At 62.0% G+C, this 21,026-nt stretch carries 20 protein-coding genes; 7 read left to right on the top strand and 13 right to left on the bottom strand.

Annotation, left to right across the window (positions count from 1 at the left end; genetic code table 11):
- From CQ12_RS17795 to CQ12_RS17785, 3 genes are all read left to right on the top strand, one after another.
- A partial coding sequence (locus tag CQ12_RS17795; protein WP_157088281.1) for an NAD-dependent epimerase/dehydratase family protein occupies positions 1–431 on the top strand: 431 nt, incomplete at its 5' end.
- 14 nt (positions 432–445) lie between these two features.
- Entirely contained in the window at positions 446–1,675 is a 1,230-nt protein-coding gene (locus CQ12_RS17790; protein ID WP_057836604.1) for a glycosyltransferase family 4 protein, read from the top strand.
- A 165-nt stretch (positions 1,676–1,840) separates the two neighbouring features.
- On the top strand, positions 1,841–3,154 hold the full coding sequence (locus CQ12_RS17785) for an aminotransferase class III-fold pyridoxal phosphate-dependent enzyme (RefSeq protein ID WP_057836603.1): 1,314 nt from the start codon (positions 1,841–1,843) through the stop codon (positions 3,152–3,154).
- Here the strand turns inward: CQ12_RS17785 and CQ12_RS45095 are convergent, their stop codons facing one another.
- Genes CQ12_RS45095 through neuB form a run of 8 tightly spaced genes read right to left on the bottom strand, consistent with a single transcriptional unit; the run spans position 3,155 to position 10,090 of the window.
- Entirely contained in the window at positions 3,155–3,820 is a 666-nt protein-coding gene (locus CQ12_RS45095) for an LbetaH domain-containing protein (protein ID WP_057836602.1), read from the bottom strand.
- A gap of 4 nt (positions 3,821–3,824) precedes the next feature.
- On the bottom strand, positions 3,825–4,601 hold the full coding sequence (gene hisF, locus CQ12_RS17775) for an imidazole glycerol phosphate synthase subunit HisF (protein WP_057836601.1): 777 nt from the start codon (positions 4,599–4,601) through the stop codon (positions 3,825–3,827).
- A 13-nt stretch (positions 4,602–4,614) separates the two neighbouring features.
- Positions 4,615–5,253: an imidazole glycerol phosphate synthase subunit HisH gene (gene hisH / locus CQ12_RS17770; protein ID WP_057836600.1), complete on the bottom strand. Its 639-nt coding sequence runs from the start codon at positions 5,251–5,253 to the stop codon at positions 4,615–4,617.
- Between the two features lie 51 nt (positions 5,254–5,304).
- Entirely contained in the window at positions 5,305–6,486 is a 1,182-nt protein-coding gene (locus tag CQ12_RS17765) for an N-acetyl sugar amidotransferase (protein ID WP_057836599.1), read from the bottom strand.
- Positions 6,487–6,523: 37 nt separating this feature from the next.
- Positions 6,524–7,336, bottom strand: coding sequence for an SDR family oxidoreductase (locus CQ12_RS17760; RefSeq protein WP_057836598.1), 813 nt, complete (start codon positions 7,334–7,336; stop codon positions 6,524–6,526).
- Positions 7,333–8,373, bottom strand: coding sequence for a nucleotidyltransferase family protein (locus CQ12_RS17755; protein WP_057836597.1), 1,041 nt, complete (start codon positions 8,371–8,373; stop codon positions 7,333–7,335). Before CQ12_RS17755 ends, CQ12_RS17760 begins: the two co-directional genes overlap by 4 nt.
- Positions 8,373–9,011 (bottom strand): NeuD/PglB/VioB family sugar acetyltransferase, encoded by a 639-nt coding sequence (locus tag CQ12_RS17750; RefSeq protein ID WP_057836596.1) that lies wholly within the window; start codon positions 9,009–9,011, stop codon positions 8,373–8,375. Before CQ12_RS17750 ends, CQ12_RS17755 begins: the two co-directional genes overlap by 1 nt.
- On the bottom strand, positions 9,008–10,090 hold the full coding sequence (gene neuB, locus CQ12_RS17745; RefSeq protein ID WP_057836595.1) for an N-acetylneuraminate synthase: 1,083 nt from the start codon (positions 10,088–10,090) through the stop codon (positions 9,008–9,010). The genes CQ12_RS17750 and neuB overlap by 4 nt, the downstream gene beginning before the upstream one ends.
- A gap of 182 nt (positions 10,091–10,272) precedes the next feature.
- Here neuB and CQ12_RS17740 point away from each other — a divergent pair, with 182 nt between their 5' ends.
- From CQ12_RS17740 to CQ12_RS17730, 3 genes are all read left to right on the top strand, one after another.
- Entirely contained in the window at positions 10,273–11,019 is a 747-nt protein-coding gene (locus CQ12_RS17740; protein WP_057836594.1) for an acylneuraminate cytidylyltransferase family protein, read from the top strand.
- A complete protein-coding gene (neuC, locus tag CQ12_RS17735; RefSeq protein WP_057836609.1) occupies positions 11,016–12,206 on the top strand; it encodes a UDP-N-acetylglucosamine 2-epimerase in 1,191 nt (396 codons plus the stop codon). Before CQ12_RS17740 ends, neuC begins: the two co-directional genes overlap by 4 nt.
- Positions 12,207–12,298: 92 nt before the next feature.
- On the top strand, positions 12,299–13,453 hold the full coding sequence (locus CQ12_RS17730) for a phytanoyl-CoA dioxygenase family protein (protein WP_057836593.1): 1,155 nt from the start codon (positions 12,299–12,301) through the stop codon (positions 13,451–13,453).
- A 28-nt stretch (positions 13,454–13,481) separates the two neighbouring features.
- Here the strand turns inward: CQ12_RS17730 and CQ12_RS17725 are convergent, their stop codons facing one another.
- Positions 13,482–14,279, bottom strand: coding sequence for an FkbM family methyltransferase (locus tag CQ12_RS17725; RefSeq protein ID WP_057836592.1), 798 nt, complete (start codon positions 14,277–14,279; stop codon positions 13,482–13,484).
- A gap of 168 nt (positions 14,280–14,447) precedes the next feature.
- Between CQ12_RS17725 and CQ12_RS17720 the strand changes: the two genes are divergently transcribed.
- On the top strand, positions 14,448–15,407 hold the full coding sequence (locus CQ12_RS17720; protein ID WP_057836591.1) for an NAD-dependent epimerase/dehydratase family protein: 960 nt from the start codon (positions 14,448–14,450) through the stop codon (positions 15,405–15,407).
- Between the two features lie 5 nt (positions 15,408–15,412).
- On the opposite strand, the gene CQ12_RS17715 is transcribed toward CQ12_RS17720, so the two are convergent.
- From CQ12_RS17715 to CQ12_RS17700, 4 genes are all read right to left on the bottom strand, one after another.
- The gene (locus tag CQ12_RS17715; RefSeq protein ID WP_157088280.1) at positions 15,413–16,945 is read right to left on the bottom strand and encodes a hypothetical protein; all 1,533 of its coding nucleotides are present in this window, start codon (positions 16,943–16,945) and stop codon (positions 15,413–15,415) included.
- A gap of 79 nt (positions 16,946–17,024) precedes the next feature.
- A complete protein-coding gene (locus CQ12_RS17710; RefSeq protein ID WP_083519338.1) occupies positions 17,025–18,350 on the bottom strand; it encodes a lipopolysaccharide biosynthesis protein in 1,326 nt (441 codons plus the stop codon).
- Between the two features lie 59 nt (positions 18,351–18,409).
- A complete protein-coding gene (locus CQ12_RS17705) occupies positions 18,410–19,711 on the bottom strand; it encodes a hypothetical protein (protein WP_157088279.1) in 1,302 nt (433 codons plus the stop codon).
- Between the two features lie 86 nt (positions 19,712–19,797).
- Positions 19,798–21,021, bottom strand: coding sequence for a LegC family aminotransferase (locus CQ12_RS17700; RefSeq protein WP_057836608.1), 1,224 nt, complete (start codon positions 21,019–21,021; stop codon positions 19,798–19,800).
- Positions 21,022–21,026: the final 5 nt, after the last annotated feature.

Genomic DNA, 21,026 nt, shown 5'->3' with positions numbered 1-21,026 from the left:
CCGAATACAGCCATGTCGTCGCCGCGCTGATCCGCCGCTTCCACGAGGCCAAGGTTGCCGGCGCCAAGGAGGTCGTGGTCTGGGGCACCGGTACGCCGCGGCGGGAATTCCTCTATGTCGACGATCTCGCCGACGCCTGCATCCATTTGATGAAGACCTATTCGGATCGCGAACTGGTTAACATCGGCACCGGCGAGGACATCACCATCGCCGAATTCGCCCGCGTGGTCGCTGCAACCGTGGGGTACACCGGCGAGATCAGCTTCGACGCGTCGCGCCCAGACGGCACGCCGCGCAAGCTGCTCGACGTCAACCGCCTGGCCAAGCTTGGCTGGCGTGCCAGCACCTCGCTCGAGGAGGGCATCAAGCTCGCCTACCAGGCATACCGAACGGAACAGGCGACAGATCGACGATCAGAGCCTGATATTTAAGACAGCCTTCACACATGCACAACTCTGCACGGCTGATCCTCGCTACTCAGTTCTATCCTCCGGATACGAGCACGACCGCGGTGTATCTGGGCAAGATCGCCGAAACACTCGCGGCAGATAACCAAGTTGTCGTTATTTCCGCGACGCCCAACCCGAATTCGCTTGGCGCCGACCCGCTCCGCAATCCGGCCGTTATCGAAATCAGAAACTGGAGCCCGCGCAAGTCCGCGCTCGCGCAACGCGCAGCGGCGGTTTGCCTGCTGGCTGCACGGATGTTCCTCTCGGTCTTGAGGCGAGCAACATCCAGTGACGTCGTCTTCTGCGTAACGTCTCCTTTCACGTTGCCTTACACCGTGCTTCTGGCGGCGAAACTGCGCGGCGCGGCGACGCTGCTCCTCATCTACGATCTCTATCCCGAAGCGCTCGAAGCGGCCGGCCTGATCCAATCCAAGTCCTTTGCGGCCCGGCTCATCCGCTTCGCCAACACGCTCCTGTTTCGAAGCCTGGATGCTATCGTCGTCATCGGACGGGATGTGCCGCCCCTGATCCTGAAGTATCCGGGCGTCAGAGCAGACAAGCTTCACATCATCCCCAATTGGCCTCTGATCCCCATCGGATATCGGGAGATCGACCCATCCAGCCGTTTCCGTGCTCGGGAGACCTCCAAATTCATCGTCGGCCTATCAGGCAACCTTGGGTTCACCCACTCTCCTGCAACGGTGTTTGAGGCAGCAAGACTTCTGCAGTCAGAGAGCGACATTCACTTCATCCTGTCCGGATGGGGCGTTGGCTGGAAGGAATTGAATGACCTGTACGCCCAGGAAAGCCTCGCCAACGTCACGATCCTGAGCCCGGTCCCCGACGATGAGCTCATCGAATTCCTGGCGGCGGCGGACCTTTGGGTGATACCCTATCGCCGAAGTATCGCCGGCGTCTCAATTCCGAGCCGCCTCTACAATCTCCTGGCTGTCGGCCGGCCGGTTGTTATAGCGTCAGAGGCAAATTCTGAAGGAGCTCTGGTGCTCGGTGAAGAGGCCATCGGATGGGTGGTAGCGCCCGAGGATCCGGTCGAACTCGCGCGCGCTATCCGGGAAGCTGCACGAGATCGTCAGGCGACGACCGAAAAAGGAATGCGAGCGGCCAGCGTTGCCTACAAATACCGTGAAGAAGCCGCGCTTGGCTTTTATCGCCGTGTCGTCAACGACGTCACGCAGGCAAGGATGGACCGCAGTCAAACAACGTGAAGACGCTTGGCTGCGGGTGCGCGTCACGCGCTCCTCGTCAAGACAGACGGTGCCGTGGCGAGCCCCTTTTGCAATTCGATTGCGAGCGGTGGCCGGGGACGGCACCTTGCCTGACCGGGGGGCTTAGGGTATCCACCGCCTGCTTCCCTGCAGGAGAAATATGCGATGTCGAGCACTGGCCAAACGCTTTACCGGCGCGCGCGCAAGGTGATGCCCGGCGGAACGCAATTGCTCTCCAAACGGCCCGAAATGTTCCTGCCCGAGCAATGGCCGACCTATTTCAAGTCGGCCAAGGGCGCTGAAGTCGTCGACCTCGACGGCAGGACCTATCTCGACATGAGCTATTGCGGCATCGGTGCCACCATCCTGGGCTTTGCCGATCCCGACGTCGATGCCGCGGTGAAGACCGCGATCGATATGGGCTCGATGTCGACGCTGAATTGCGCCGAGGATATCGAACTCGCGGAACTCCTGATCGAGCTGCATCCCTGGGCGGACATGGTCCGCTTCGGCCGAGCCGGCGGCGAAGCGATGGCAATCGCAATCCGCATCGCGCGCGCGGCCACCGGCCGCGACATGGTGGCATTCTGCGGCTATCACGGCTGGCACGACTGGTATCTCAGTGCCAATCTCGGCGAGACCACTGCGCTCGACGGCCACCTGTTGCCGGGCCTCGATACCAAGGGGGTGCCGCGCGGTCTTGCCGGGTTGATGCATCCGTTCCACTTCAACAAGCTCCACGAGATCGAGGCGATCGTTGCCGCAAACAGCGACCGGCTCGCAGCGATCGTGATGGAGCCGGTGCGCTCCAGCGAGCCTGAACCTGCCTTCATCAAGGGTATCCGAGCGCTCGCCGACCGCTGCGGCGCGGTGTTGATCTTCGACGAGGTGACGTCGGGCTTCCGCATCAATTCCGGCGGCGCGCACCTCGCCTATGACGTCGCCCCTGATGTCGCGGTGTTCGCAAAGGCCATCGCCAACGGGTTCCCGATGGCGGCGATCGTCGGCCGCGCCTCGGCGATGGACGCGGCGCAAGAGACCTTTGTCAGTTCGACCGCGTGGACCGAGCGCGTCGGTCCGGTTGCAGCACTTGCCACCTTGCGCAAGCATCGCGAGCAGAATGTCGCCCGGCATCTGATGCGCGTCGGCACCCGCATCCAGAAGGGCTGGACCGAGGTTGCGCAGGCAACCGGCCTGCCGGTGCATGTTTCCGGCATCTCGCCGCTCGGGCATTTCGCCTTCGATCTGCCTGACGCGCAGGAGGTGCGCACACTGTTCACCCAGATGATGCTCGACCGCGGCATCCTGGCCACCGGATCGTTCTATGCGATGTGGGCGCATACCGACGCCCATGTCGACCGCTATCTGGAAACCGTGAACGAGGTGTTCCGCGAGCTGCGCATCGCGGTGGACCAGAAGGCCGTCAAACAATTGCTGCGCGGCCCGGTGGCCCATTCCGGGTTCAAGCGGCTGACCTGATCAGGCATCCACGCCGAAAATTTCGCGCCTCACGTTGCGCGACGTCGGTGAGCGCGCAGCCTTCGGATAGATGCCATGCAGCACGCTGTCGGCGGCGAGCGCGCCGCCATCGATAATGATCGCACCGGTCGACACGAAGGTGTTGTCGCCGACGGCTGTCTTGCCAATCACCCGGCTGCCGCCATACATCACGATGCCACGGCCGAACGAGGGATAGTCGTTCTCGAGATTCGCGCCGACCGTGCAGTTGTGGTAGCAGATGAAATAATCCGAATAGCCCGCGCGGCCGAGCACGGTGCCGACCGGATGCTGAACCGCGAATATGTCGGGCAGCTCCACCTCGTAGAATGCGTCCAGCGCGTGCAAGGCTTTGTTGAGCGCGTAAGCCTTGTCGGCAATGGGATGCGCGGGCCGCTCGCGAAACACGGTGTTTGCGAGGTAGTAGAGGAAGATCGCGTACTGGTCGGAGTGCCAATGCGAGAACCGCGCCTCGCCATTGGCAAAGAAGCCCTTGAGCCGGACGCGCGAGAAGCAGTACTCGATCCGTTCGAGCGCAAGATCCACGAATTTCGGCAAGTCGCCGAGATCGGCGCCATCCGGGAACAGATTCTCGAACTGCCTCCGCACGTAGACGGCGAGGTCATTGCGTTGAAGCGAGAGTTGCACGGTGCTAGTTCCTGCTGCTGGAGCTCGCCCGCACCTCGAGGCCGCGAGAGAAGAGATGGCTGCGCAGCTTGATCGGGCTATGATCGGTAAAGAGAAACATCGACGAAATCGCCACCGCGGACGCGCCGGCCTCCAGGGCGTCGATCGCATGCTGAAGTGAGCCGCAGCCGCCGGAAACGATCAAGGGCACGCTCAGCACGTTTGCAGCCCTGTGGATCATCTCAAGGTCGTAACCGCTCATGGTGCCGTCCCGGTCGATGGAGCCGAGCAGCACCTCGCCGCAATGAAGGTCCTCGCAGCGCCGCGCCCATTCGATTGGATCGAGGGCTACGTGCTCACGGCCGCCGTCGATGAAAACGCTGGCGTGATTGGGGCTGATCTTCTTGTAGTCGATCGACACCGTCATGCACTGGTCGCCGAAGGTGCGCGCAGCCTCGCGCAAAAATTCCGGCCGCCGGACCGCTTCCGAATTCACCGACACCTTGTCGGCGCCGGCGCGAAGCAGCGCGTTGACGTCGTCGAGCGTCTTGACCCCACCGCCGACCGTGAACGGCATGAATATCTCTTCTGACATCCGCTCGATGATCTCGACCACGCGGTGACGCGAGGCCTCGCTCGGCACGATGTCCAGCACGATCAATTCGTCGACGCCATAGTCGTTATAGACCTTCGCCGTCGTCACCGGATTGCCGGCGGCACGCTCGTTCTCGAAGAAGCGGACATACTTGACGAGCCGGCCGTCACGCAGCAGGAATTTCGGGATCAGGCGCTTTTTCAGCATCGCGGGCTAGTTTTCAAGGATTCCAGCGCAGGAAATTGCTCATTAGCTCGATCCCGCTGTCCTGGCTCTTCTCGGGGTGGAACTGAGTGGCGGCGATATTATCTCGCGCGATGATCGCGGTCACCTGCTGGCCATATTGGGCGTAGCCGACCACGTCCTCCGGCGCGTTGCAGCGCATGGCAAAGCTGTGCACGAAATAGAAGGCCAGATTGCTCTCGCGGATATGGTCGAGGATCGGGTGGTTGCGTTCCTTCGCCACCATGTTCCAGCCCATATGCGGGATCTTCAGCGCCTGATCGTTCGGCATCAAGCGCAGGACGTCGGCGTCGAACCAACCGAGTCCGCGATGCAGCACGCCGTCATCGGCATGCTCCTCGGAAGTTTTGGCGAGGAGCTGCATGCCCAGACACACGGCAAGGAACGGCTTGCCCTTCTCGCGGACATGGAGTTCGAGAATCTCGTCGATGCCGCGGGCGCGCATATTGCTCATGGCGTCGCCGAACGCGCCGACGCCGGGCAGGATCACGTGGGAAGCGTCCGCGATCGCGCCGGCATCATGGGTCACGACCGGGTCAAAGCCGCAATATTCGACGGCGTTGCGCACCGATCGCACATTGTTGATGCCGTAATCGACGATCGCAACCCCTGACATCACCCCCACTCCCCCAGCACTGTTCCGCAAGCGCTCGCGATCAATCCTCGACTAATCCTTGCCGCCGCCGATCTCGACACCCGGATGGTTCGGCCAGGGCACGTGAGTGTTGTTCCACTTGTCCATGTCAGGCATGCGGCGGCCCGGCTCCACCGTGTTCGGCGAGAACTGCCACGGGCTGACCTCGTGCTTGATCGCAATACCCAGGAACTGCTCTTCGGATAGCTGCAGATAATCGAGGAAGAGATCAAGGCTCGGCGGCCGCTTGCCGTCGAATTCGCGTACCAGGGCCTCGCCCTGCTCGCGGGTCATGCGCTTATTGCGGATGTCGATATTGGCGAGATGGTTGGTCCGCCCCATGCCGCGCTTGATGTATTTCAGGTAGTCGCGCACACCCTGGAAGAAGCACTCGATCTTCTCGTAGTCGTATTCCGGCGGAATGCCCTCGACCTCCTGGCCTTTCCAGCCGAGCTCGCTCTTGATGATTTCGACGTGCTTCTTGGTGTCCCACTTGATGTAGCTGCCGAGACAGACCGAGCGGCACTTGATCCGCATCAGTTCCTTGCGCGGCGGATAGACGAACGGATAGAGGTCGCGTTTGGCGACACGACCGCCGAGAAATTCGTACATGTCGTCAGCGGTGATGCCGAGATTCATGGCGCGGTTGAAGCGCTTCTCGTCGACCTCTTCCATCTCGTCGTAGGAATAGAATGACTGATATTCGGCCAGGCTTTCGCCCCAGATCAGAAGTGGCGTCTCGTAGCGGATCGCGATCTGCATGGTGTGGGCGTAGATGCCGGTGTGGCAATGCCAGCAGAAGTCGCCGCGGCGCTTCAACGACTCCAGCATCAATTCGCGGACGACGTGCCAGTTCGGCGTGAAGTTCAGGACATCGACGCCGAGCTGCTTGAACACGCTGGTGTTGTTCTCTTCGACCAGCGGCCGGTAGAACCAGTGGTCGAAGCGCACCACCAGCGGCTTCAGGCCGAGCTTGCGCACGACGTACCAGAGCTGGAATACGCTGTCTTTGCCGCCCGAATAGGGCACGATGCAGTCGTAAATGCTCTTGTCGCGGTATTGACCGACCAGTTCCATGAGCTGCTTGTAGCGCTCGTCCCAGTTGATCTGGGTGTCACGGACCTCGATCTGAGCGCAAACGCTGCAGGAACCGGCCTCGTCGAACGATGTCGCCTCTGCCGTTTCCGGCAGCAAGCATTTGCTACAGCTCAACATTTCAGAGATTCTCGCGATTGCATGATTTGCTGTCGGCTTACCACGCTGTCCACCCCCCGTCGACCGCAATGCACTGGCCTGTCACATAGGCCGACAAATCGCTCGCCAGATAGGCCACAGCGCCCTTCATGTCGTCCTCCCGCGCCATGCGCGCAAGCGGCGTGCGGGCCACATATCGGCTCAAAAACGGTTCCGGCGTAGCCCTGAACACACCTCCCGGCGCCACGGCGTTGACCCGGACTTTCGGTGACATGGTCGTCGCAAGCCAGCGCGTCAGCTGGATCAAGCCGCCCTTGCTAGCGGCGTAGGCCGCTGGGTTCCCAAGGGAGGTTCCCTCGTAAAGCCGCCAGTCCGGCCCGGCGAGCCCGTAGATCGAGGAAATATTGATGACGCTGCCGTGGCCTGATTTTGCCAGATCCTCGGCTGCGGCCTGGATCAGGACGAAGGGCGCGGTCAGGTTGACCTCGAGCGCCCGCCGCCAAGTCGCATCGGATTGCTGCGCAAACGGCACGGCCCAACCCTCAAGCCCGCTGGTGCCGACAAAGGCCGCGCAATTGACGATGATGTCGATGCCACCGAACGCCTCGCGCACCCGACGCGGCAGATCCTTCACCGCCTCGCCCTGCTCGAAATCGCAGTCGAACATTTCCGCCTTGACCGGCCAGCTCTTCGTCAGTTCCGCCGCCGCCTCTTTGCCGGCAGACGCCGCCATATCAACCAGCGCTATCGTGGCGCCAAGCTCGGCCAGGCCGCCCGCAATCGCGCGGCCGATATGACCGGCGCCCCCGGTGACGACAGCGACGCGCCCGTCGAGTGACATCATCTCGCGGAGCGAACGTTCGGTGCTCATCCGAAAATCCTCTGAAACTCGTCGGAGGCGCGCTGCAGATCGTCGAGCCGGCCGACATCGATCCAGTACTCCCGCAGCGGGAACACCACGGATGGCTTGCCGGTAGCGATCGTCCGCTCGATCAGGGCCGGCATGTCGACGGCCTCGTTGGCATCGAGGTAATCGAGCACGCCAGGATCGAGCAGATAGACGCCGGCATTGACGAAGAATTTCTGTGTCGGCTTTTCGCGGATGCCGAGCAGGCGATGATCGTCGAAATCGATTACGCCGAACGGTACCGTCACCGAATGCTCGCGCACGCAAACGGTGGAGAACGCCTGATGTTCGCGATGATATTTCAGCAGCTGCTCGAAATTCACGGTCGTGAGCAGATCGCCGTTCATGACAAAAAATGGCTGCGCCGGTCGCTCGGGCAACAGCGACAATGCGCCGGCGGTGCCGAGGCGCGCATTCTCCTGCAGATAATTGATCTCCACGCCCCAGGCCGATCCGTCGCCGAAATGCTCGCGGATCATGTCGGCCTTGTAGTTGACCGAGATGAAGAACTTGCCAAAGCCGGCCTTGACGAAACCGCCGAGCACGGTCTCCAGGATCGGCTTGTCGCCAACCCGGATCAGTGGCTTCGGTACGTCATCGGTCAGCGGCTTCAGCCGCGAGCCGAGACCGCCGGCCATCAAGACCACCCAATGATCGGATTGCTGCGCAAGGGCAAGATCGTCAATCAGCTTGACCTCGACCACCCTGCCCTCGGCATCGACGATCGGAAGCTGGTGGATCGAATGCTTGCGCATCAGGTTGAGCGCGGCCGGGTTGGAAATGCCGACCGGCGCCGTGATCGGCGTGCGATTCATCACGAGGTCGACGGAGGCGTCGAGCCCGACGCCGCCGAGCAGCGCGCGCCGCACATCACCGTCGGTGACGGTGCCGATGATCCTGCCGTCACGTTCGACCACGGCGAGCTGCAAATGGCCTTGATCGATCCGCCGCAGCGTCTCGATCAGGGGCGTATCTTCACTGACAACGAATATTTCTTTCATCACGAACCAATCCGGTCGCCGCCGGCGAAGGCGCCGGCCCCGACATTCTTTGCGACCACGGCGCCCGCGGCAACGACAGCTCCCGCTCCCACGTTGACACCCACCAGAACCACCGCGCCCGCACCGATATGGGCGCTCTCGCCAATCGACACGCTGCCGCAGAGCACTGCCCCCGGCGCGACATGGGCGTGATCGCCCACGATGCAGTCATGCTCCACCACCGCACGCGTATTGACGAGAACATTCCGCCCGATCCGCGCCGCCGGCTGGATCACGGCACCCGCCATCACCTGAGCGCCGTCGCCGAGCGTTGCATCGGAGGCAATCGCCGCGGAGACGTGCGAGATCACCGGAAACCTGTAACCCAGAGCGGCGAAACGGCCAAACAGCTCACGCCGCCCGGACAGGCCCGAATCGGTGCGCGAGGCGCGGTTACCCAGGCCGTTAACGAGTTCGACCGCATCCACGCTCATCTTCAGGATATCTTCGTCGGGTCCCGTGATCGGAACGCCGCCGACCACACTGCCCACGAGTGACGTGTCGCTATCCGTCACCCCAGCGGGACGTATGCCACGGCTCCGCAATGCTTCGATGACAACGCGGGCATGACCGCCGGCGCAGAGCACGATCAGGCTCATGGCTCCAGCGCCTCATTGGCCGCATAGTCGCGCTGCGCCGCCTTGCCGAGATAGCTCCAGTATTCGATCGGCGGAATGCCGTCACCGGGGCGCTTGACGCCGAGATTATCCTCCGTGAAGCGCTCGCCGGCGCGGACGACGCGAATCGCAACCAGACTCCGCCGCGCCACCGCGCGATTTGGAATCTCCTCGGGCGCAGGCACCTTGCGGCCATCGCCAAGCGCGACCTCGACGTCGCGAATCGACGCAATCATCGCGGCCATTTCGTCGGGCTCGATCGAGGCGCGGTGATCGGGCCCCGGCAGATTGCGATCGAGCGTCAAGTGCTTCTCGATCACGGCCGCGCCGAGCGCAACTGCGGCTGCCGCAATATGAATGCCGCGGCTGTGGTCGGAAAAGCCGACTGGAAGCCCGAACGCATCGTGCAGCGTCGCCATCGCGCGCAGATTGATCGACCGCGGATCGGCCGGGTACTCGGTCGTGCAGTGCAGCAGCGTGACCCTGGCGCGCAGCTCGGTCCATGTCTCGCGGTCGAGCAGAAGATTTGCAAAGTCGGCAGGGGAAGGCAGCGCGTGCACGTCGCCGAGATAGCCGAAGGCGATGACGCCGAGCGCCTGCTCTACTTCCGCCAGCGTCGCCATGCCGGTCGACAATATGATCGGGAGCCGAAAGCGCGCCAGATGCAGCAGCAGCGGCGCGTTGGTAAGATCGCCCGATCCAACCTTCAGCGTCGGGACGCCGATTCGGCGGACCAGATGCGTAGCGCTGTCGGCATCGAACGGGGTCGACATGTAGGTGATACCGGCGGCAGCGCAGACCGCGGCGATGCTCTCCTCGTCATCCTCGCTGAGCTCGAGCGCGCGCAGCATTTCGAGCTGCGACTGCGCGTTGCCGGTGGTCGCCTGCTGGTAGCTCGCCTTCGCAGCCTCCGCGGTCGCCAGCTTGTCGGCGCGAAACGACTGAAACTTGACGACGTCGGCCCCTGCCCGCGCGGCGGCCTCTACCAGCGCGAGTGCCCGCGCGCGATCGCCGTTGTGGTTAACACCGGCCTCGGCAATGATCAGGGTTCGGCGATGCATGCGGTTTCGTCGCTGAGCGCGGGGGGCGGTCGAAATCGCCCATCCATCAAGCGGTTGTCTTAGTCGAGTACACTGGTAAAAGCAACGCAAGCGGACGGCTTGCGGCGTTCCCCTGGGCCCCTGGCCGGGGACGAATCGTGCCGGTCCTTGTTCGGCGCTGAAAGCGGGATTGTCGAGAGCAAATGACGAATTCGCCAGAGATATTGTTCCTGCTGGTGGGCCGCGGGGGATCCAAGGGATTACCCGGCAAGAACCTGCGCGAAATCGGCGGTCTCAGCCTGGTCGGCTACAAGGCAAAGGCGGCGCGTCAGTCGCGCTACTGCTCGCGTCTGATCGTCTCCAGCGACAGCGCCGAGATCCAGACCGAGGCGAAGCGCCATGGCGCCGAGGTGCTGTTCGACCGCCCGGCCGAGCTGGCGACCGACACCGCCTCCTCCAACGACGTGGTGCTTCACGCCATGGACTGGGTCGAGACGCATGAAGGACGGCGCTACGACGCCATCATGCTGCTGGAACCTTCGTCGCCCTTCGCACGGCCGGAACATTTCGACGAGGCGGTCGAACTGTTCGCCATGCGCAAGGCGAGCCTTGTGGTCGGCATGCGCGAGACCGAAGTGGCCTCGATCTTCGTCGGGACACTGGGCGAGGATGGCTCGATCGGCGGCATCGTCGAGAAGATGCTGAAGACGACGGCTCAGCGGCGGCAAGATCAGGCCCTCGAAGTCACCATGAACGGCGCGCTCTATCTTGTCGGCTGGGACGCGATGCGCAAGCACCGAAAGATCTATGCCGATCCCTCCGCAAGCTATGGCATCATGATGGACCGCCTGCATTCGATCGAAATCGAGAGTGCTGCCGATCTCGCCTACGCATCCTATGTCATCGAGCACTGTATGCTCGACGCGTCGCCATGGCGGAAATCCGCATGACCGCAAGCCGCCGCATCGCCGTCGTCACCGGTTCGCGGGCCGACTACGGATTGCTGCGGGGCATCCTGACGCGGCTGAAGCAGATGGTTGACGTCGACCTAAGCATCATCGCCTGCGGCATGCATCTCGCACCGCGCTTCGGCGAGACCTGGCGCGCGATCGAGGCCGACGGTTTTTCGATCGCGGCGAAGCTAGATCTTGACTTGCACGACGACCGCCCCGAGACGGTGGCGCGTGGCACCGGTACCGGCGTTACGGGCTTTGCCGACGTGCTTCCGCAGCTTGCGCCAGATATTCTGGTCGTGCTCGGCGACCGCTACGAGGTGCTGGCTGCCGCGGTCGCGGCGACGCTGTTGAACATTCCGATCGCGCATATCCATGGCGGCGAGATCACCGCCGGCGCCTTCGACGACGCGATCCGCCACGCCATCACGAAGATGGCCTGCCTGCATTTCGTTGCGGCCGCACCCTACCGGCAGCGCGTGATCCAGATGGGCGAAAATCCCGACTTCGTCTTCAATGTCGGCGCACCGGGGCTTGATCTCGCCAGCACCGCGCCTGCGCTCAGCCGGACCGAACTGTTCGCAGGACTTGGCATCAGCGGTCCGGAACGCTTCCTGCTAGTCACGCTGCATCCGACCACGGCGCGGCCTGATACGGACGCAACGAATGTTGCCGCACTGCTTGGCACGCTCTCTGAGGTCAAGGACCGCAGCATCATCTTCACCGGCGTCAACGCCGATCCCGGCTATGGCGCGATCGACGACGCCATAAAGGCTTTCGTCGCAGCCCGGTCGGACCGCGCCTTTCACTTCACCTCGCTCGGCAGCGAGCGTTACTGGGCCGCGTTGCGGCTCGCCGACGCCGTGGTCGGCAACTCCTCAAGCGGCATCCTCGAGGCGCCGGCCGTCGGCGTGCCCTCGATCAATATCGGCGACCGCCAGCGGGGCCGGCTGCGCGCCGCCTCGATCATCGATTGCCCGGCCGATTCGGCCGTCATTCTCGCAAGCCTGGTGCGCATCTTCGAAGGCCGGTTCCACCCCGATCCGGGCATAGAGCCGCCCTATGGCCGCGGGGGCGCGTCGGAGAAGATCGCCGGAACCCTTCGAAAGATCGACCTTCGTGGCGCTTTCCCGAAGCATTTCCATGATTTAGCCGCCGCGCCGGAACACCCCAGGACAGGCTGATAACGGCCGGCCGTTGTTGCCTGTGCAACGCGCCAAGTTGTATAGATCGGGCGACTTTGAGGCGATCCGCGCCAGGTCCGGAGAAACGCGACATGACGACAATCGATTCCCTCACGGATGCAGCACCTGCGGCGCGTGCCGTCGATGTCAGCGAACTTCCGATTCCGCCCTATCGCGGCAACACCGTGCCCTCGATCGACTATGAAGCGCATCCGGCCTATGGCGGCATGTTCGCCCGGGCGACTTTCCGCGAGCGGCTTTACGCGCTGAATGTGTTCCTGCGGACCTTCGCCTTCGTCACCATCCGCCGCATCGTCGATTACGACAACATGCCGCTATTGACCAAGGAAGCCGGCTTTAGCGGCCTCAACGCCCGGACTGCCCTGCGCTACGTCTCGATGTATGCGCGCATCCGCGCCAGCCGCGCGATCGGCACGCTGACCGGTGCGCGGCGTCCCGCGGCGCTGGCAAACCCGGCATTGCTGAACAAGATCAAATCCGACGGCATCGTCTGCCTGACGCTCGCGCCGGATGAAATTGACCAGATCCGAAGCGTGACCAATCCGGGCTTTGCCAAGCTCGACGAGCGCCGCGCCAACATTCCGGTGGAGAAACGCAAGTTTGACGACAACGTCTACTGGTGCACGCGCTCCGCCGATCCAGAGGCGTTCGCGACGGTAGAGAATATCTTCAGGCGCTACGGCATCATGGAGGCTGCGAGCGCCTATCTCGGCCGCCCGGCCGGCGTGAAGCACGTCAATGCACAGATCAACGACCAGGACCTCGCGTTCTGGAAGCGGGTATTCCCGGATACGCAGCTCCAGGACCCCTGGGGCAGCTACCTGCATATCGATGCCACCTACGGCATGCTGAAATGCGCGATCTACATCCACGATATCGGTCCCGACGGTGGACCGTTCTGTTATATCCGCGGCAGCCAGAATGCGAAGATCGGCTGGTTCGAAGGCATGGTGCGCCGAACCAACGACTTCAGCGGCTTCTCGGGCCGGCGCCCCGACGCGCGCAAGAAATTCATGGCGCTGCCGGCGTTCCTGCGCAAGAAGGCCGATTTCGGCGGCGACTTGCCGGACAACTCTTCCGACGTGGCGCGGCTGCGCGAGGGACATTTCGCCGCGACCTCGAACTACGGCAATTGCGTGCTGTTCGACGGCAACGGCATGCATCGCGGCGGCATGGTGAACAAGGGCGAGCGCCGCTGCCTATTCATCCTACTGGCGGAAATCTGAGGCCCGCTCCCGGCGGCATGACAAGCGATCAGTTAGCGTCGAGCAGCTTGCTCGGCCGTTTGAGATAATTGGCGAGCTGCTCGGGGCTGAAATAGGCTGCCTGGCTGCGCAGCGGGCTGTCCTTGCGGACAAAGGCGAGATCGATCTGGGCAAGCGCGCCATCCAGCGAGCGCATGTGTCCCTCGAGGACGTCATAGACCGCGAAGCCTGCCTCGTCGCAGAAGCGCACGATATCGGCGAATTGCGGAATGCCATGGCGCATCGGCATCATTGTGGTCTCGAGGATCATGAGGTCGATCTCGTTGATGCGCGAGCCCAACCCCTTCAGCACCTCGATCTCGGCACCCTGGGTGTCGACCTTGATGAATACCGGGTGCTCCAGCTTCTCCGGCAGCAATGAATCCAGCCGACGCATCGGCGTCTTCCGCGCTTCGCCGTCGAGCGCCGAGCCTTCGACCTGCGCGAAGATGCTCGAGCCCGAGATATCGTCATGAACGTTGAAGGTGATCTCGCCATTCTCGGCGCCAGCAGCGACCAGGAAATATTCCGCGTCGAGCCGCTGCTTGAGTTGCTCGAGCACGGGACGGCATTCCGCGACCGGCTCGACTAGAAAATACTTGGCACGCGGGAACGCATCGTAAATCGGTGAGGTGCCGAAAGCGATGCCGACGTCGACCACCGTCTTGACCTCGAAGCCCAGCGACTTCAGATGCTTGAAGAACAGCGCGAAGTTCCGAACCGGCGCATTTGTGCGCATCAGACGGAGGCCGATCGGCTCCAAGACGCGATTGATTGCCTGGAACGCGGCTGAGACGAATGCCTTCATGAAGCGTGCGCCGGTTGGGCAAGAGCCTGGTGACATGTCAGAGATCGACCACAAATGCATTGTACGCCGGAGGAGCCGGTGGAATTTGCAATCGACAGGTCGATTTGGTAGATCAGCCGGGCAAGTCGGTCAAGCGACCGCCCCTTCAGCAGTGACAGCGACATCAGCATGAAAATTCTCGTGACCGGAAGCTCCGGCTTCATCGGGCAAGCATTGGTGCGGCGGTTGCGAACCGAGGGATGTGCAGTCGTGGGGCTCGACAAGGTTCCGGCTGCCACAACCGATATTGTCTGCGATATCCTCGAGGCCGATCGGCTCAAAGAGGCCGTGCAGAACGCGGCGCCCGACGCGCTGGTTCATCTCGCCGCGCGCATCGACCTCGATGAGAAAACCAATCTTATGGGCTATGCCACCAACATCGAGGGCGTCAAGAATCTGGTCGAGGCGGTACGGCTGACGCCGTCGATCCGGCGGGGGATCTGGACTTCGTCGCAGCTCGTCTGCCGCGTCGGCTATGTACCGAAGAGTGACACCGATTACACGGCGGACACACTGTACGGAAAGAGCAAGGTCCGCACCGAACAGATCGTCCGCAGCGCAGACGGCGCCGGGCGCGAATGGTGTCTGGCACGTCCCACAACGGTCTGGGGCCCCGGTATGAGCGCGCACTATCAGCGCTTCCTTCGCATGATCGAGAGCGGGTCCTATTTTCACGTCGGGCACGGCCCGCTCTGGAAGTCCTACAGCTACATCGACAATATTGCATTCCAGTACTGGCGCCTCCTCGCGGTACCTGCCGAACAGATCCAGCGTCGAACGTTTTATCTTGCGGACTACGCCCCGATCGATCTCATCGCCTGGTGCGACGCCTTTCAGCGCGCATTCGGTTCTCGCTCGCTTCGGCATCTGCCAATCGCCGTTGCGCGCGCATTGGCGTTGTGCGGCGACGCTGTGAACACCATCGGGATGACGAAGTTCCCATTCAATTCATTCCGCCTCAACAACGTGCTCACGCAGTATCAATTCGACCTCAGGCCTACCGCGTCGGTCTGCGGCGATCTGCCGTTTGACATGGAGCAAGGCGTCGCTGCGACGGTTGCATGGCTTACGACATCTCGGCACGGCTAATCGGCTCAGGTGGCCGAGCCGTTTAGCTGGAGCTCCCCGGCATCCTCCGGCGATCCCGACCGCAGCCTGGCAAAATCAAGCATGAAGCCAGTCATCACCATCGAAACTAGCACCAGCGCAGAATTTGCCATGCCCAACGGTCCCTGCACTACGCTGAGCAGGATGCTGGCGAGGATAAAGACCAACAGCAGCAACGGCGTCATTAGGTCGGAATGCTTGCTTCCCGCCGCGCTCCAACCCGCCACGACGCCCCAGATCAGGATGTAAATGATTGCACCGATGAGGCCGAAATCGATGAAGGCGGCGCCCCACACGGTCGGGAAGAATCCGTAAATCGAGGCAGATCTCTGCTCGGCCTCCATGGCCTCGACGTGCTGGTTGCTTGGGAAGAAGACCCGCAGCAGCGGCGATAGTACTCCAATCTCGTAAACTCCCCATTTCGGGGTGAACTTGTCGCGTGAGTGCCACACCATATCGATGGTGCGCACCCCGTGCGTCAGATAGAAATAGGTGCTCAGTCCGATCATCGCGCCACGTGGTGATAGGCGGCTGGATTCGATCGCGGACGTGACGTAGCCCCGCGGCTTCACATTCCAGGCTTCCAACATCATCGCGAGGACCACATCGGCGGCAGTCGGATTTTGCTCTGGTGGTGGAACCACACGCGCCTCTGCAATTCGATTGCTAAGATCCGTTGCCGTGATCTTCTCGCTGGTCTCGGGCGGCTTGCTGACATTGGCAGAAGGCACCTCGCGCGGCATCGTCTCCTGCTGCAGCTCGGTGATCAGTGGCGACATCTGGATGCAGAAATTCTGCCGGCTCGTCCAGATCGCGCTCGAATAGATGGCAAACAGCCCGATCGCAGCGACCGTCTTGACGATGAGATAATGGCCGCGCGGCAACGGCGGCCGCCCCTGCGCGAGACGGACCAACATTGCCGACACAACCAGAACGAGAACCAACAGGATCGGCATCCGCCCTGAATAGAGCACTGCATAACCGATTGGAGAGACGATGGACAATTGCGCCAGCGCCGCCGCCCATCCCGTGATTTCCTCTCCCTTGAGCAAGAACAGCGCCACCGACACGAAGCCGAAGGAGAACATGGCATAGCCGCCATAAAGCAGTGGCGTCCGCTTGATCGATATGGCATCGACCAGCCCGGGCGCGCAGCGCAACAGCTCCGAGTAGGCACTATTATTCACCCCGCTCAGCATCGTGCGATCAAGCGCGACCAGCGCAATTCCGACGATTCCGACCAGCGACACCGCGGTGACGATGCGATTCAGCATCCGCCTGGAAAGCGGAGGCATTTGCATCTGACGCGGAAAATAGCGGACGAAAAGAACTTTGCCACCCCAACAGCCGAGCAGGAAGAGGCCTACGCCCGAGCCGACTAAGGTAAGCACGACAATGGACGGCTGTCCCGCATAGTCTACTGGTCCGATGGCTACGCTTAAGAGCGCTGCGCACCAGATCAAGACGATGAGGATTGCAGGTGACGAGAGATTGCCCGCCAGATGAATAAGCCGCTGCATTTTCCCGTTACAAATGCGCCGAAACCCTAAAGTTGTGTAGCAGGGTCACTTTGACACCGCAATGACGGTGCCCATTAGTTCACGGATAGAGCATGTCCGGATCAGTTGGCAGGCCGACGGTTTCCCGATTGGCGGGTTCCCGGCGAGCCTTGCGCATTATCCGAATGGCCAGTATGACCAGCAACAGGAATAGTACGGCGCTGGCGATACCACCGGCCACTGCCGCACCATAGATTCCGTACACGGGAATCAGAAGGACGTTGAGCAGCGTCGACACCACGGCCGAGCCGAGATTGCAGAGCAGGAGATGATTGTCCGACCGCGCTGCATAGAGCGCATAAGAGGGAACATCGGCCAGCATGCGCAGGAAGATACCCGGCAGCATGGCATAAAACACCCCAATGTGCGACCCGTAGGTGGATAGTCCGAGCGCCGACAACATCGGAGCCATAGCGACACCGCAGACGATCACTGTTCCCGACGCCAGCACTAGCATCGACCACAAGAATGAGCGAAGCGCACCGCGGTAGGCATCGACCCCCGCCGCATACCCCGCAATGACCTTCGGCAGAAACTGATGTGACACCGATCCGCCGAGCGACAGCAGGCCGATCAGAATCGTCGAATAGAATGTGTAAATACCGAGTGCATCCCGGCCAACGAAGATGTCAATGACGAAGCGGTCGACATAAGAGATGACCAGCGCGCCGGCCGCAGTGAACATGAAGGGGCGAGCCGTCCGTAGACCCTCGCGGATGGTCGACCAATCGGGCCGGTATCCCTTCAACTCACGCCAGGGAAGATCGGAGAGTGAGAAAGCAGAAAAGGCGATCGACAGCACACCGCCGAACGCCCACAATACCAGCACGGTCTCGAGCGTTCGCGTCGAAGGTGTCGCGAACATCAGAAGGGCGACCGCATAGACCCAGATGCCACCGCGAAGGAACACGCCGATATAGGCGCGCACCGGGCGCCAGGTGATGATCAGGATGCGCGTTGCCTCCAACGAGATATGCTCGGTGATCAGGATCACGACGAACCATGGCGCGAGACGGGCTGGGAACCAACCCGCGGCGATCGCACTGAAAACCGTGACACCGATCGCAAGCAGCGTCACCGAGCCGAGCGTCATCTGATCCGCAATGATCCGCGCCCGCCGTTCCGGCGTTGCCGGAACCAATTCGCGCAGCGTGTACGAGTAGAACTCGAGCCCGACCGCGAGCAGCGCGAATGCAAGCGTCGCCGTCAGAAGACCGTACTGCCCCATCTCTGCCGGCGACAGCATGCGCGCCAGCAATAGCGACAACAGAAAGCGGCTTGCCAGCGTCAAGGCGCGCAGGATAAGCGCCGAGACCGTACCCGCAATCGCCGGCCGAGTAGCGAGGTCAAGCAGACGAGATCGCATCACGCTGTTCCATCCCCACCGGCCATCGACATCGGCTGCAGCGCGTCCCTGCTTAACCGTCAGGCGGCGGTTCTGCAGGACTTCAGGAAGCGCGGCAAATGCGTGTTCAGCGAACGCGCCAATGGCTCGACTGACGCGCGCGCGGCGGCATTTTCGGGATCGAAATTGCGCCAACCAAAATAATCTCCCTCAACACTAATTGCTGCGAGGTGCCGCATGATCTCGCGCCGCGTCATCGCGAGATCATCAGACAGGCGCCATTGCGCAAGCCGCTCCGCAAGCACGTCGATTTCCCCGACATTTCGGACGTGCACGAAATGCTGCTCGGTTGCATAATAGGGTTCGGTCGCCACTGAACAAAGTCCGGCCAACGCGGCCTGGAGCCCGATCGTCCCTGTGAACGTCACCGAGACTGCGCACTTTCCGATTAGCAAGTTAGCCGGCACATCATAGGGTACCAACGTCACGAAAGGTAGTTTTGATAGCCGCTCGAACAACTCCCGCTGGCGGAAACCAAATTGCAGCGGATGATCCTTGACGAATATGCGGTAGCCCGCGCGGCCGAGTACCTCGCAACAGCGCACTAGCACGTCGTCATGCGCAAGCATGTCCTGGGACTTGAGCCAATAGTCCATCGAGGCTTCGGGAAAGAGCTGCAGTCCGAGGAACACTCGCCGCTCGCGGGGCAGATCGGCAAGCCGCTTATCCCAGCCATGGTCGAGCAGCTTAAGTGCGGCAACGTCGCCGACGCGCACCTTGTGCTTTAGTTGCTTGAGCGCATCGAGATAGTGGCAATTGTAGCGGTCACGCTTGAGGAAGCGCCAGACATTGAAGAAAGCGCCACGCACAGCGTAGTAACCGAATATGCGCCAGAACCTGCCCCGTGAAAAGCGCTTGGCATCACGCACATAAGCGGGCGCGAAGTCTTCGGCGCAGAGCTGACTGATCCCGGCATTGATATCCTCGGTCGATGGCTCACGCAACCTGGCCGGCCGGCCGCGACGCATGAGCATCACCTGATCGGGAATGATCGATGTCGTCATTTCGAGAAAATCGATGCCACGCCGGCGCGCGATCCGCTCCATTACGTCCATGACATAACGGTCGATGGTAAACGTCATGACGAGATGGGGCTCAAGCCTGTCGAACGCCTCCTCGATCGCCTGCGTCATGCCGCCGATCAGTTTGAGCGCGAGATCGCGGTTGATGCTACGGAGCACGCGGCAGCGCAGGATGACATCTGCGCATCCCTCCTCGCCAAACCGCGCAAGTGCGACAGCGGCTGCATCCCCCCTATCGACAAAGCGGTAGAAATCGTCGACCAGCGAATAATCACCGTCGGCCCGCAGGTCGCTCAGCACGACCGCCTCCGCAAACTCCATGCGCGACGCCAGGTATTTCCACCATGGCGTCGTGCTATGAATGGTGAAGAAGACAACGCGGGGCATCAGACCTTGTTCTTGTTGGCGCTCTCGGCCAGGAAGGGGCTGCTCGGCAGGTTAATGCAGCGCGTATGCATCTCTTCGGCGACGGGAAGCGGCGAACGCGGGCAGTCCCAGTACATCGGCAACAGGTGCATCGGCGTCCACAGCGGCCTTGCGCGAATGCCGTGACCGTGCAGGGCTCCGAGCAGCCGGTCGCGCTCAGTGGTGTATTCGCGGTCGAGCACAAGCGTATTGAGCCAGTAGTTGCTTTGCGAACCCTTCGGCTCACGATAAATGCGCGCCCCAGGGAAATCGCTGAAAGCAAGAAGATAGCGCTCGGCGAGCACGCGCTTGGCGTCAATCATCGCCGACAGGCGCTCCATCTGCGCACAGCCGAGCGCCGCGTTGATATTCGGCAGGCGGTAATTATAGGCGACCTCATCATGGTCAAATGCCCAAGCGTGCGCCTTCTTCGCCGTAGAGGTAAAATGTCGCGCGTGACGGGCATGCGCCTCGTCGTCGGTCACGATCATGCCGCCGCCGCCGGTAGTGACGATTTTATTGCCGTTGAAGCTGAGTACGGCGGAATGGCCAAACGTGCCGCAACCCTGCCCGTTCAGGGTCGAACCGAGCGATTCGGTTGCGTCCTCGACGATCACGAGATCGTATTTGGCGGCCACTGCGCCGAGTGCGGCCATGTCCACCGGATGCCCGAAGATGTGCACGGGAACTACTGCGCGAAGCCGGCGGCCCGTCTGCTTGTTTACCCACGCGCCATTCCGCCACACAGCGATAGTGTCGAGATGCGCCTCGAGTGCTTGAGGATCGAGCCCCAGCGTATCCCAGGTCGAATCGACGAAATGCGGGATGGCGCCGGCATGGCTCACAGCGTTCGCCGTGGCGACGAAGGTGATTGAAGGCAGCAGCACCTCGTCGTCTTGCTCGACGCCTTCGAGCACCAGCGCGGCGTGAAGCGCAGCGGTTCCATTGACGATCGCCACCGCATGGCGCGAGCCAGTCGCAGCGGCGACCATCTCCTCGAAGCGAGTGACATATTTGCCTGCGGATGACACCCAGTTGGTGTCGATGCAATCGAGCACCAGCTCACGCTCGCGCGCACCAAAGCGCGGCTCGTGCAACTCGACCGGGCGGGCGGCCGCGCCAAGCACGGCATCCACGGCGTCGAGCACGGGCTTGAGATCAAGTATGGCGGGACGGTTGTTAGCCTGGGCGGAAGAAATGCTCATCTTGT

Origin of the sequence: Bradyrhizobium jicamae, assembly GCF_001440395.1 — a bacterium.
Taxonomy (GTDB): domain Bacteria; phylum Pseudomonadota; class Alphaproteobacteria; order Rhizobiales; family Xanthobacteraceae; genus Bradyrhizobium; species Bradyrhizobium jicamae.
Note: the sequence above shows the minus strand (reverse complement) of the source record. Positions and strands in the feature narration are given on the sequence as shown.

What these genes read in the sequence shown, in the direction of transcription:
- CQ12_RS17755 (WP_057836597.1), bottom strand. Translation starts at nt 8,373, where the DNA reads ATGAAAGAAATATTCGTTGTCAGTGAAGATACGCCCCTGATCGAGACG.
- CQ12_RS17785 (WP_057836603.1), top strand. Translation starts at nt 1,841, where the DNA reads ATGTCGAGCACTGGCCAAACGCTTTACCGGCGCGCGCGCAAGGTGATG.
- CQ12_RS17700 (WP_057836608.1), bottom strand. Translation starts at nt 21,021, where the DNA reads ATGAGCATTTCTTCCGCCCAGGCTAACAACCGTCCCGCCATACTTGAT.
- CQ12_RS17740 (WP_057836594.1), top strand. Translation starts at nt 10,273, where the DNA reads ATGACGAATTCGCCAGAGATATTGTTCCTGCTGGTGGGCCGCGGGGGA.
- CQ12_RS17715 (WP_157088280.1), bottom strand. Translation starts at nt 16,945, where the DNA reads ATGCAGCGGCTTATTCATCTGGCGGGCAATCTCTCGTCACCTGCAATC.
- CQ12_RS17710 (WP_083519338.1), bottom strand. Translation starts at nt 18,350, where the DNA reads ATGCGATCTCGTCTGCTTGACCTCGCTACTCGGCCGGCGATTGCGGGT.
- hisH (WP_057836600.1), bottom strand. Translation starts at nt 5,253, where the DNA reads ATGTCAGGGGTTGCGATCGTCGATTACGGCATCAACAATGTGCGATCG.
- CQ12_RS17730 (WP_057836593.1), top strand. Translation starts at nt 12,299, where the DNA reads ATGACGACAATCGATTCCCTCACGGATGCAGCACCTGCGGCGCGTGCC.
- CQ12_RS17720 (WP_057836591.1), top strand. Translation starts at nt 14,448, where the DNA reads ATGAAAATTCTCGTGACCGGAAGCTCCGGCTTCATCGGGCAAGCATTG.
- hisF (WP_057836601.1), bottom strand. Translation starts at nt 4,601, where the DNA reads ATGCTGAAAAAGCGCCTGATCCCGAAATTCCTGCTGCGTGACGGCCGG.
- CQ12_RS17725 (WP_057836592.1), bottom strand. Translation starts at nt 14,279, where the DNA reads ATGAAGGCATTCGTCTCAGCCGCGTTCCAGGCAATCAATCGCGTCTTG.
- CQ12_RS17765 (WP_057836599.1), bottom strand. Translation starts at nt 6,486, where the DNA reads ATGTTGAGCTGTAGCAAATGCTTGCTGCCGGAAACGGCAGAGGCGACA.
- neuC (WP_057836609.1), top strand. Translation starts at nt 11,016, where the DNA reads ATGACCGCAAGCCGCCGCATCGCCGTCGTCACCGGTTCGCGGGCCGAC.
- CQ12_RS17790 (WP_057836604.1), top strand. Translation starts at nt 446, where the DNA reads ATGCACAACTCTGCACGGCTGATCCTCGCTACTCAGTTCTATCCTCCG.
- CQ12_RS17760 (WP_057836598.1), bottom strand. Translation starts at nt 7,336, where the DNA reads ATGAGCACCGAACGTTCGCTCCGCGAGATGATGTCACTCGACGGGCGC.
- CQ12_RS17750 (WP_057836596.1), bottom strand. Translation starts at nt 9,011, where the DNA reads ATGAGCCTGATCGTGCTCTGCGCCGGCGGTCATGCCCGCGTTGTCATC.
- neuB (WP_057836595.1), bottom strand. Translation starts at nt 10,090, where the DNA reads ATGCATCGCCGAACCCTGATCATTGCCGAGGCCGGTGTTAACCACAAC.